At 30.9% G+C, this 11,616-nt stretch carries 10 protein-coding genes; 8 read left to right on the forward strand and 2 right to left on the reverse strand.

Features of this window, described 5'->3' with window-relative positions; genetic code table 11:
* Positions 1-59: 59 nt before the first annotated feature.
* The 4 genes from B3M86_RS10920 (at position 60) to B3M86_RS10935 (ending at position 4,945) form a co-directional block, all read left to right on the forward strand.
* The gene (locus B3M86_RS10920) at positions 60-695 is read left to right on the forward strand and encodes a hypothetical protein (protein WP_286496174.1); all 636 of its coding nucleotides are present in this window, start codon (positions 60-62) and stop codon (positions 693-695) included.
* A gap of 78 nt (positions 696-773) precedes the next feature.
* Positions 774-3,395, forward strand: coding sequence for a valine--tRNA ligase (locus tag B3M86_RS10925; protein WP_291076215.1), 2,622 nt, complete (start codon positions 774-776; stop codon positions 3,393-3,395).
* 96 nt (positions 3,396-3,491) lie between these two features.
* The gene (locus B3M86_RS10930) at positions 3,492-4,223 is read left to right on the forward strand and encodes an alpha/beta hydrolase (RefSeq protein WP_115000630.1); all 732 of its coding nucleotides are present in this window, start codon (positions 3,492-3,494) and stop codon (positions 4,221-4,223) included.
* Positions 4,224-4,306: 83 nt separating this feature from the next.
* Positions 4,307-4,945, forward strand: coding sequence for a LysE family transporter (locus B3M86_RS10935; protein WP_038334451.1), 639 nt, complete (start codon positions 4,307-4,309; stop codon positions 4,943-4,945).
* A gap of 4 nt (positions 4,946-4,949) precedes the next feature.
* On the opposite strand, the gene B3M86_RS10940 is transcribed toward B3M86_RS10935, so the two are convergent.
* Positions 4,950-5,384 carry a hypothetical protein gene (locus B3M86_RS10940; RefSeq protein ID WP_038334450.1) on the reverse strand — a complete coding sequence of 145 codons (435 nt, stop codon included), beginning with the start codon at positions 5,382-5,384 and terminating at the stop codon, positions 4,950-4,952.
* A gap of 63 nt (positions 5,385-5,447) precedes the next feature.
* Between B3M86_RS10940 and B3M86_RS10945 the strand changes: the two genes are divergently transcribed.
* From B3M86_RS10945 to B3M86_RS10960, 4 genes are all read left to right on the forward strand, one after another.
* A complete protein-coding gene (locus B3M86_RS10945) occupies positions 5,448-6,857 on the forward strand; it encodes an aldehyde dehydrogenase family protein (protein WP_291076213.1) in 1,410 nt (469 codons plus the stop codon).
* Between the two features lie 77 nt (positions 6,858-6,934).
* Positions 6,935-7,342: an RrF2 family transcriptional regulator gene (locus B3M86_RS10950; protein ID WP_219035236.1), complete on the forward strand. Its 408-nt coding sequence runs from the start codon at positions 6,935-6,937 to the stop codon at positions 7,340-7,342.
* A 111-nt stretch (positions 7,343-7,453) separates the two neighbouring features.
* Positions 7,454-8,761: a tRNA lysidine(34) synthetase TilS gene (tilS, locus tag B3M86_RS10955; RefSeq protein ID WP_221854437.1), complete on the forward strand. Its 1,308-nt coding sequence runs from the start codon at positions 7,454-7,456 to the stop codon at positions 8,759-8,761.
* On the forward strand, positions 8,755-10,821 hold the full coding sequence (locus B3M86_RS10960) for a protein-disulfide reductase DsbD family protein (protein ID WP_291076211.1): 2,067 nt from the start codon (positions 8,755-8,757) through the stop codon (positions 10,819-10,821). The genes tilS and B3M86_RS10960 overlap by 7 nt, the downstream gene beginning before the upstream one ends.
* A gap of 71 nt (positions 10,822-10,892) precedes the next feature.
* Here B3M86_RS10960 and B3M86_RS10965 read toward each other — a convergent pair whose 3' ends face one another.
* Entirely contained in the window at positions 10,893-11,540 is a 648-nt protein-coding gene (locus tag B3M86_RS10965; RefSeq protein ID WP_219035233.1) for a T9SS type A sorting domain-containing protein, read from the reverse strand.
* Positions 11,541-11,616 lie beyond the last annotated feature (76 nt).

The raw sequence follows: 11,616 nt of genomic DNA on the forward strand, positions 1-11,616 counted from the left end.
AATCAAAATGCACAACGGGTTTAATATATATTAATATGAAAAGAATAATTGTTACAATAATGCTTCTAGTTTACAATTTTACTAATGCACAAATGTCTTCTACAGCTACTGTTAATGAATATAATCTACAAACTATTGTTGCAGAAGTAAAACAACAGAAATATACAGAAGGAGTTACTAATAAAGATGAATATTTTAATGTTAATTTTCTTCCTGCAAGTATAGATGGTTTCAAAGAAAAGGAGAATTTTAGATATAATGCATTACTAGACGATTTAGAGTTTTTAAGAGATGGATATTTATATAAAATGAATAAATTATCAAACCAGACTATTAGATTCGATGATGGTAAAATTCTTAAGTATGTAAGTTATATTGATGGGGGTACATTAACATCAAGATATTTACAAGTATTATCACCTTTAGATCGAAAAATTGTACTTTATAGAAAATTATCTAATGATGGAGTAGATGGTCTTGGTGCTGGTGGTTTAAATGCTTCTAATAAGAGAAATTATTTTAAACAAGAGAAATTATTGATTGGTTATAGTGATAAAATGTATAATGTTCCAAATTCAACTAAAAAATTTAAAGATTTTACAGATAAAGACGTAAATCAAATTGTAAGTACAAATAAACTTAGCATAAAAAAAGAACAAGATTTAATTAAACTTATTGATTTATTGAATAAATAAACAAATTATATAATATCTTAGAAATGTTGGGCAGATTGTGTAAATTTGCCCAAATTTATTTTAAGTCATATATAAATAATGGAAATCGCATCTAAATATACGCCAACGGAAGTTGAAGGAAAATGGTATGAATACTGGATGGAGAAGAAGTATTTTAAATCTACTCCAGATGAAAGAAAAGCTTACACAATCGTCATTCCACCACCAAATGTAACAGGTGTCTTGCACATGGGACATATGTTAAATAATACGATTCAGGACGTTTTAATTCGTCGTGCGCGTATGCGTGGATTTAACGCTTGTTGGGTACCAGGTACAGACCATGCTTCAATTGCTACTGAAGCGAAAGTTGTTGCGAAGTTAAAAGAGGAAGGTGTTTCTAAATTTGATATCGGTCGTGAAGAATTTTTAAATCACGCTTGGGATTGGACGCATAAACATGGTGGAATTATTTTAGACCAATTAAAAAAGTTAGGAGCTTCTTGCGATTGGGATCGTACGAAATTTACGATGGATCCAGATTTATCTGAATCTGTTCAACGTGTTTTTGTTGATTTATATAACAAAGGATTAATTTACCGTGGATACCGTATGGTAAATTGGGATCCGGAAGCAAAGACAAATATTTCTGACGAAGAAGTTATTCATGTTGATAAAAATGGAAAATTATATCATTTAAAATATCAAGTTGACGGAACTGATCAATATATTGTTGTGGCGACAACTCGTCCTGAAACAATTTTTGGTGACTCTGCAGTTTGTATCAATCCAAATGACGAGCGATATGAATGGTTGAAAGGAAAACAAGTTATTGTTCCAATCGTTGGTCGTAAAGTAAATATTATCGAAGACGAATATGTTGACATCGAATTTGGTACAGGATGTCTTAAAGTTACGCCTGCACACGATGTGAACGATTACGAATTAGGTAAAAAACATAATTTAGATTTTATTGATATTTTTACGGATGATGCGAAATTAAATGATTTAGGATTAAATTATGCTGGATTAGATCGTTTCAAAGCGCGTAAAGAAATCGAGAAAGAATTAGAAGAAAAAGGTTTACTTGAAAAAGTAGAAAATTATAATAATAAAGTTGGTACATCTGAAAGAACAGGAGCGGTGATTGAGCCTAAAATTTCAAATCAATGGTTCTTGAAAATGACAGATTTAGCTAAACCAGCTTTAGAAAATGTAATGAATGATACGATTAAATTTCATCCTGCGAAATTTAAAAATACATATCGTAATTGGATGGAAAATGTAACAGATTGGAACATTTCTCGTCAATTATGGTGGGGACACCAAATTCCTGCATTTTTCTATGGTGATGGAAACGAAGATTTCGTTGTTGCTCTAACAAAAGAAGAAGCTTTACCATTAGCACAGGAAAAAACAGGAAATGTTACATTAACAATCGAAGATTTACGTCAAGACGAAGATGCGTTAGATACTTGGTTTTCTTCTTGGTTATGGCCAATTTCTGTTTTCAACGGAATCAATGAGCCAGAAAATGAAGAAATCAATTATTATTATCCAACACAAGATTTAGTAACTGGTCCAGATATTATTTTCTTTTGGGTTGCGCGTATGATTGTGGCTGGATATGAGTATCGTAACGAATTACCTTTCGAAAATGTATATTTCACAGGAATTGTTCGTGATAAACAAGGGCGTAAAATGTCAAAATCGTTAGGGAATTCACCAGATCCAATCGAATTGATGAACGAATATGGTGCAGATGCTACGCGTATGGGAATGTTGCTAACAGCGCCTGCTGGGAACGATTTACCTTTCGATGTTGATTTGTGTCTACAAGGACGTAATTTTGCGAATAAAATTTGGAATGCTTTCCGTCTAATAAAAGGTTGGGAAGTGAAAGAAGATTTAGAACAAACTTCTGCTCAAGCAAAAGCGGTTGACTGGTTCGAAAATAAATTCCAACAAGCGTTAGCAGATATCGAACATAATTACGATCAATATCGTTTATCTGATTCATTGATGGCGATTTATAAATTGATTTGGGATGATTTCTGTTCTTGGTATTTAGAAGCGATTAAACCTACTTTTGGTGAGCCAATTGATGCAAAAACTTATGTAGCAACAATTTCTTATTTAGAAAATGTATTGAAAGTTTTACATCCATTTATGCCTTTCTTAACAGAAGAAATTTGGCATTTAATTGCTGAAAGAACGGATGATGAAGCACTGATTGTTTCTAAATATCCAGAAGTAACATCTTTCAACGAAGAAATTATCAAGAATTTCGAGAATACAAAAGAAGCAACTACAGCAATTCGTGGATTACGTTCAGAAAAAGGAATGTCACCAAAAGAAGCTTTAGAAGTTTTTGCTGATGCTCAAGCTGCGAACGAAATATATGTAGATGTTTTCTCTAAATTAGGAAATGTTTCTAATTTCAATACAGGAGATAAACCAGAAAAAGGTTTTGCTTTCCGCGTTGGGACATTAGAATTTATGGTTCCGATGTCTGATAATATCGATATTGAAGCTGAACGCGAGAAATTACAAAAAGAGTTGGATTACAACAAAGGTTTCTTAAATTCTGTTCGTAAAAAATTATCAAACGAAAAATTTGTTGCTGGTGCGCCAGAACAAGTAATTAATGCAGAACGCAAAAAAGAGGCAGATGCTTTAGAAAAAATTGCACAAATTGAAGAACAATTAGCTTCATTGTAATTTTTATCAAAATAAAATTTAAAAACCACTTCATTTGAAGTGGTTTTTTTATTGATTTTTTTCAATTAACTTTAATAAAGTCTCAAAAAAGTAGATATGTCAAGCGAATTAAATTACAAAAAGGAAAAGTTATATTCTGAATTTTTAAATCAAGAAAGAAATATTTTTGTTTGGATTCCAGAACGTTTTAAAAATGAAAGTTTGCCTGTTTTGTATTTATTGGATGGCGGCATTAATGAGAAATTTAAACAAATAACAAAGCTTATTGATGAGTTAATTAAATCAAATCGTATTCAACCATTGATGATTGTGGGAATCGAAAATATCAATCGAAATTTTGATTTTACAAGAAATACAAATGTTGTAAAAGACAAAAAATGGGTTCCAGAATATGGAAATGCAGAGAATTTTGAAAAATTTATTGTGTTAGAATTGCTTCCTCATATTTCGAAAAATTACAAGACAAATAACTCGAAAATCATTGTAGGTGAGTCTTTAGGCGGATTGTTGGTAATGGATATATTGTTTTATTTTCCACATTATTTTGATTCTTTTATTGCAATTGATCCTTCGCTTTGGTGGAATAATCACGAATTGTTTGATTCTTATTTTGAAAAATTTGATTTTAATCTGTTAGTAAATAAAAAGATTTGGATTTCAAGTTCTAAAACAGTTTCAATTTCAAAGTTTACTGATCAATTTGTAGAAAAATTGCAAGAAAAAGATAACTTGAAATCAAATTGGAATTATTTACATGATCCTTCTCAAAATCATTTCACAATTTTCAATTCATCAATAGAATCAGCGTTAATATGGACGTTTAAGTAATATTTTTTTGAATGATTCATATGACTTCAATAGGTTTCTCCAACAAGTTTGTCTAAATTTGCAAACCTTTTTAAAAAGAATTAATGCAGTATTTAGAACTACTTTTAATCGGAATTTTCACAGCTTTTATTGGATCGTCCATTCCTGGATTGTTGAATATGACGGTGGTAAAAATTGGGAAACAAGAAGGAGTAAAAAGTGCATATACTTTTATGTCTGGAACTGCGGTTACGATTGCAATTCAGGTTTATTTAGCAATTTTTCTAGCAAAATTTATTGATTTTAATGAAGAAGTTACCAAAATTTTTAGGGAAGTTGGATTAGCTGTTTTTGTAATTATTACGATTTATTTTCTCTTTTTTGCGAAGAAACAAGATCAAAAAAAGAAGAATAAAAAGCTAAAACAACAAGGTGATGTAAAACAAAAAAATAAATTCATTTACGGATTATTGTTATCCGCTGTAAATGTTTTTCCTATACCTTTTTATGTGTTTTTAAGCGCAACGTTGGTTTCGTATAATGTTAATGTTTTTGGACAACCAAATAGCTCAGTTTTTGCTTTAGGAGTTGTAGTTGGTTCGATGATTATTTTTGGTCTGTATCTGAAATTTTTTAACTCAAAATCGGAAGAAGATTCATTTATTTTGAAGAATATCAACTATGTAATTGGAGGAGTGACGAGTGTGATTTCTTTGTTAACGATTTATCAGCTTTTTCAATAAAAATTTAATTCAAATTTTGCTTTGGATGGGAGTATTTAACCAAATATTCCATCACTTCATCGCATTCTTTTCCTTCTAAAATATAACTCAAAATATCCTCAATTAATTCATCAATAATTTGAGGATTAAACTCAAATTTTTTAGCCAAATCAATGCAAATTGCCTTTTCATTTTGATGAATATTCAAATCCACAACCATTAACAAAACAGCGTCGTACAACAAAGAAAGTCGATCTGTAAATGTTTTAGGCAACGTAAAATCAAACTTCGTGTTTTCGTTCAGAATATAACTTACATCTTTAGCAGAAAGTTCATGGTATTTGGCAATATCAGAGATAATTTGAATCTCTTTTTCATTCAAATTTCCATCACTTTTACCAATAATAAATAAATTTTTGATGTGATTTAATTTATCAACCAAAGTAAGATTATTTTTCATTTGTCGCTTTTTGGGATTAAAAATACTCAAAATAGTAGTAAATTAACGTTCAAATTTTTTCATGTGTCAGATTTTAAAACGAAAATAGATGAGATTTATGATAAGCAATGTGAGAATAAAGCAAATATTCGTCATCTTACTGTTTATCAGCGGAAAGAAAGTTTGAAAAACTTAGAAAATTCAATTCTAAATCATCGTGCTGAAATAGAAAAAGCATTGTTTTTGGATTTAAGAAAATCTAAAATTGAAGCTGATTCTACCGAAATATTTCCAGTTTTAGCTGAAATTCGATTATTTCGAAAGAATTTGAATTGTTGGACAAAAACGAAATCAATTTCAAATAATCTACTTTTTTTCGGTTCAAAAGCGCAAATTCAACCGGAAGCTTTGGGAAATTGTTTGATTATTTCGCCTTGGAATTATCCTTTTCAATTGTGTTTAGTGCATTTGGTTGCTTGTATTTCGGCTGGAAATACAGCAATTCTTAAACCTTCGGAGTTTTGTCCAAATGTTTCAAAAGTTCTTAATAAAATTATTTCTGAAGTTTTTGAAGAAAATCATGTCGCTCTAGTTGAAGGAGAAATTGAGGAAACAACTTATTTGTTAACCAAAAAATTTAATCATATTCATTTTACAGGTTCGCCAAAAGTGGGTAAAATTGTGATGCAAGCAGGTGCAAAACATCTTTCTTCGGTGACGTTGGAGTTAGGGGGAAAGTCGCCTTTGATTATTGATGGAACAATTCCGATGCAAGAAGTGGTTGAAAAAGCAGTTTGGGGAAAATTGATAAATTTTGGTCAAACATGTATTGCGCCAGATTATATTTTGATTAAAGAAGAATTTCAAGAGCAATTTATAAATATGTTTATTGAACATATTGAAAAAGTTTTTGGAAAAAATCCTGCTCAATCGAAAGATTTAGCGAGAATTGTAAATCTTCAAAATTATAATCGATTAAAAAACTTGATTGAAAATGCAATAGAAAATGGTGCAAAATGTCCTTTTGGAAATGAATACATTGAAGCTGAATTGTACATTAAACCAACTTTTTTGACAGATGTTCCAATAAATGCAAAAATAAATGAAGAAGAAATATTTGGACCAATTTTTCCGATTTATACATTTAAAGAAATAAATGAAGTAATTGAATCTATTAATCAGAAAGAAAAGCCTTTAGCGTTATATATTTTTTCGAAAGATTCTATTTTTATTGATAAAATTAAGAATGAAACTTCATCTGGTTCTGTGGTAATTAACGAAACATTGGTGCAGGTTTTACATTCAAATTTGCCTTTTGGCGGAGTTAATAATTCTGGAATTGGAGCTTCAACAGGTTATGCAGGTTTCAAAGATTTTTCGCATATGAAACCGATCTTAAAAGTCAATCGGTTTTTGTCACCATCAAAATTTCTCAATTATCCCTATAATTCTACAACTCAAAAGGTAATTGATTTTTTGATGAAATATTTTTAAATCTCGGTTCAACGATTTAATTTTATATTTGTTTTATACAACAATCAACGTTATTTTTGTAGTTAAATCTTATAGAATTGTTATCAAAAAAGACAAAATACGGACTAAAAGCAATGGCTCATTTGGCCAGACAAGAAAGTAACAAACCAGTTTTAATTGGACAAATTTCTGAAACAGAAGTTATTCCGAAAAAATTCTTGGAGGCTATTTTATTGGATTTAAAAAAGTTAGGTTTCGTCAATTCGAAACAAGGGAAAGGTGGTGGATATTATTTGGCACGTGATGCGAAAGATATTAGTTTAGCATCTTTGATTCGTGTTTTAGAAGGACCAATCGCGCTTTTACCTTGTGTAAGTAAAAATTACTACGAAAAATGTGATGATTGCCCTAACGAAGGCATTTGTACATTGAATAAGGTGATGGTTGAATTGAGAGATTCGACTTTAGAAATTCTTGAAAATAAATCTTTAGAAAGTTTAAAATAAATCTTTAGCCTGAGTTTTTCAGGCTTTTTTATTGGAAAATTTTATAAGAATGAAGAAAAAAAGTATAACTCTTTTTCGAGAATTCTTCCTAATTTCGAACATTTGTATTTCATGAAAAATAAATCTATACAACAAGAGTTTAAAGAACTTTTAGAACAACATTCTTTTTCTACGCATCGTTATTTATTGGCGATTAGTGGAGGGATTGATAGTATGGTTTTGTTAGATTTATTCCGTCAAACAGCTGCAAATTTTCAGGTGGCACATTGTAATTTTCAGTTGCGTGAAGATGACGCGAATGGCGATGAATTGTTTGTGAGAGAATATTGTGGAAAATATAATATACCGTTTCATTCGACTCGTTTTGATGTTGTGGCTTATCAGAAAGTAGGAAATTATTCGGTAGAAATGGCTTGCCGAAATTTGCGTTATGAGTGGTTTGAGCAAGTTCAACAACAAAATCGTTTGGATGTTTTGGTGACAGCTCATCATTTGGATGATAATATTGAAACTTTTTTGATTAATCTTTCTCGTGGAACAGGTTTGAAAGGTTTGGTTGGAATGCAAATTGATAATGGAAAAATCTTTCGTCCACTTTTAAATTTTACAAAAAATGATTTGTTGGAATATGCAAAATCAAATGAAATAAATTGGCGAGAAGATTATACGAATGCGACGGATGATTATACTAGAAATAAGATTCGTCATCACATTACACCAATTCTAAAAGAGCTTCATCCGCAATTTGATGAGAATTTTTTGTCAAGTTTAAATCATATCAATGATAATTATCAAATTGTACAAAATAAAGTTGGAGAAGTTAGAAGTGATTTATTCTCAGGAGATAATCCGATTGAAATTGAAATTTCAGCATTAAAAAAACTTCAACCATTAGAAACATTTTTACATTATTTGTTCGAAAAATATGGATTTTCGTCGAGCAAAGAAATTTTAAAATTTTTGGATGCAGAAACGGGAAGTGAAATAAAATCAGCAACTTATCGATTAATTAAAAATCGAGAAAATTTGTTGTTGCAAAAAATAGAAGAAGAAAATGAAGATGAATTAACGATTTTTGATGAGTTAATTGAAATCAATTCGTTAAATTTGAAGTTCGTGAAATCGATAAATCCACACGAAAACGCTACTGAAATAGTAGACTTTACATCAATTTTGTTTCCGCTTAAACTTAGAAAAGTGAAAGAGGGAGATTTCTTTTATCCAATTGGAATGAAAGGTCAAAAAAAATTGTTGAGTAAGTTTATGAAAGATTTGAAACTTTCTAAGTTAGAAAAAGAGAAGGTTTGGTTGCTTTGTGACCAAAAAGATCAAATTATTTGGGTGGTAAATCATCGTTTGGATGAACGTTTCAAAACGACAGAAACAAGTAAAAACTTTTTAAACATTACAGTATGTTAAAGAAACTTTGGATACTTTTTTTGTTTCCAATTTTAGTCAACGCACAGTTATTTAGTCCTGCAAAATGGTCGAGTTCGGTGAAGGAGGTTGGACAGAATGAGTTTGAAATCGAGGTAACAGGAAAAATTGATAGAGGTTGGCACCTTTATTCAATGAAACATCCTGATGGAGGAATTGGAATTCCAGCAAGTGCATCATTTAAACCAGCTGCAAATGCAAAATTGATTGGAGGTACGCGCGAAGTTGGAAAACGTATAGATAAATACAGCCAAATTTTTGAACAAGATGAAAAATATTACGAAAATCAAGTAAAATTTGTTCAAAAAGTAAAAGTTTCGGGTGATAAACCTGTAAATGTATCATACACAATCGAATTTCAGATGTGTGATGCTGAACGTTGTTTGCCACCAGATGAAACAAGCGGAACAATAAAATTAACGCCGTCTGCAAAAGTTGAAGAAACGAAAGAAGAGGCGAAGCCAGCAGATGCTACAGAAGCAAAAGATACAGTAGCAGTAACTGAAATTACGCAGGATTCTGTTCAAGAAGATTCTACAGCAGTTGTTGCGGCAACACAAGATACAATCAAAAAAGTTGATGATTCTTTATTAGCAGATAACGAAAAGAAAGATAATGGTTTATTGAAAATCTTTTCTTTAGGATTTTTAGGAGGATTGGCAGCGCTATTAATGCCTTGTATTTTCCCAATGATTCCTTTGACAGTAAGTATGTTTACAAAACAAAGTAAATCGAAAGGAGAAGGAGTTGGAAAAGCCTTTATTTATGGATTATCAATCATTGTTATTTATGTTGCATTAGGTTTATTGGCGACAGTTATTTTTGGACCATCTGTTCTAAATGAAATGTCAACAAATCCGTGGGTAAATTTAACGTTTTTTGCTATTTTTATTGTATTTGCAATTTCATTCTTTGGTGCTTTTGAATTAACATTACCAAGTAAATGGGTAAATGCAGCTGATAAAGGTGCTGATAAAGGCGGATTAATTGGGATCTTCTTTATGGCATTCACATTAGCATTAGTATCATTCTCTTGTACAGGACCAATTATTGGTTCGTTATTAGTTCAAGCGACGCAAGGAGGAAACTATTATTCATTAATCGTAGGAATGTTTGGCTTCTCTTTAGCATTAGCGATTCCATTTACATTGTTTGCGATGTTCCCTGGTTGGTTAAATTCAATGCCAAAATCTGGTGGATGGTTAAATACAATCAAAGTTTCTTTAGGATTTATTGAATTAGCTTTTGCCTTGAAGTTCTTATCAAACGCAGATTTAGTTTGGCAAATGAATTGGTTACCAAGAGAAATTTTCTTAGCATTTTGGATTGCAATTTTTATCTTCTTAGGATTATATCTTTTAGGTAAATTTAGATTAGAATTAGACTCACCTGTGCAAACAATTGGCGTTCCGAGAATGTTATTTGCATTAGTTTCAGTATCATTTGCGATTTATATGATTCCAGGTTTATGGGGTGGACCATTAAAATTATTAAGTGGTTTAACACCTCCAATGACCTATTCTGAAGCGCCACGAGGTTTCCACGAAGGTGTAGGAGGTGGACAAGCAACAGCTAAATTTGATGATCCAAATATGGTTGCTGGACCTCATGGAATTCCTGCATTCAAAGATTTTGATCAAGCAGCAGCTTACGCAACGAAAGTTGGAAAACCAATGTTGTTAGATTTCACAGGGCATGCGTGTGCAAATTGCCGTAAAGTTGAAGAACGTGTTTGGAGCGATGAGCGTGTGAAGAAAATTTTGGCTGAAGATGTTGTTTTAGTTTCGTTATATGTTGACGAAGCAAAAGAATTACCAGAAGATCAAAAAGTATTTTCGAAAGCGTTAGATCGTAATTTGAAAACAGTTGGTAACAAATGGACTTCTTTCGAGATTGAACATTTCAATGCAAATGCTCAACCTTATTATATTTTGGTTGATAAAGATTTGAATCGTTTTTCTAAACCTTTAGAAGCTGAACTTGATGTAGAAGTTTACCTAAAATGGTTACAAGATGGAATCGCGAAGTATAAAGCGAAATAATTATCTTTTATATAGTAGTAAAAACTCCCGCATTTGCGGGAGTTTTTTGTTTATGAATTATACGTGTTAAACTATTCTTTAATAATCTTTTTCGTGTAATTTGAAGTTTCATTTTTCAATGTAACAATATAGATACCTTTTGGTAATGATTTGAATTTTGAATTGATAGTTTTATTCAATTCATCTATATTTCCAATCGAATTTGTGATGACTTTTCCATTGATGTCAATTACACTTAAATTGTATTGTCCTTTTGAATTGTTAAGTGTAATCTTAATGTTTGAGTCATTTTTGATTGGATTTGGAACAATATTAAAATCCGTAGATTTGATACTTTCGTTAGTAGATAAATTAGTTGGATAAACTAGTATTTTAGCGCCATCGAAACCAACAGCATATACTTTTTTAGCATTGACTGGGAAATCTACAAATGTATTTTTAAACGTAACATCTCCTGTACCTAAAACAGAAACAGAAATTAATTCGTCTTCTTCATTGTAAGTTTCGTAAGCAACAGCATTTGCCCATTTTGCAGTTTCAACAGTTAAAAACGTTCCGTTCGTATTTGTTACAATACTAGCACCTTCACCTGTTTTCCCAGAAAGTTTTAATTTGTCTTTGTAAATATTTACATTAAATGAGTTTAAGTAATGCATTACTGGAGAAACTGGTTTTGGATAATTTTTGGATTTGATATACGATTTTGCTTCATCAATCATTTCTTGCGTGACAATGATAGTAACTTTTCCGTAGTCATCAATTTCTTTAGTAACAGTGTAATCTTCCCCTTGTTAA

The sequence above is a fragment of the Empedobacter sp. UBA6305 genome (genome assembly GCF_002440405.1).
Classification (GTDB): domain Bacteria; phylum Bacteroidota; class Bacteroidia; order Flavobacteriales; family Weeksellaceae; genus Empedobacter; species Empedobacter falsenii_B.

What these genes read in the sequence shown, in the direction of transcription:
- B3M86_RS10920 (WP_286496174.1), top strand. Translation starts at nt 60, where the DNA reads ATGCTTCTAGTTTACAATTTTACTAATGCACAAATGTCTTCTACAGCT.
- B3M86_RS10925 (WP_291076215.1), top strand. Translation starts at nt 774, where the DNA reads ATGGAAATCGCATCTAAATATACGCCAACGGAAGTTGAAGGAAAATGG.
- B3M86_RS10930 (WP_115000630.1), top strand. Translation starts at nt 3,492, where the DNA reads ATGTCAAGCGAATTAAATTACAAAAAGGAAAAGTTATATTCTGAATTT.
- B3M86_RS10935 (WP_038334451.1), top strand. Translation starts at nt 4,307, where the DNA reads ATGCAGTATTTAGAACTACTTTTAATCGGAATTTTCACAGCTTTTATT.
- B3M86_RS10940 (WP_038334450.1), bottom strand. Translation starts at nt 5,384, where the DNA reads ATGAAAAATAATCTTACTTTGGTTGATAAATTAAATCACATCAAAAAT.
- tilS (WP_221854437.1), top strand. Translation starts at nt 7,454, where the DNA reads ATGAAAAATAAATCTATACAACAAGAGTTTAAAGAACTTTTAGAACAA.
- B3M86_RS10960 (WP_291076211.1), top strand. Translation starts at nt 8,755, where the DNA reads ATGTTAAAGAAACTTTGGATACTTTTTTTGTTTCCAATTTTAGTCAAC.
- B3M86_RS10965 (WP_219035233.1), bottom strand. Translation starts at nt 11,540, where the DNA reads ATGATTGATGAAGCAAAATCGTATATCAAATCCAAAAATTATCCAAAA.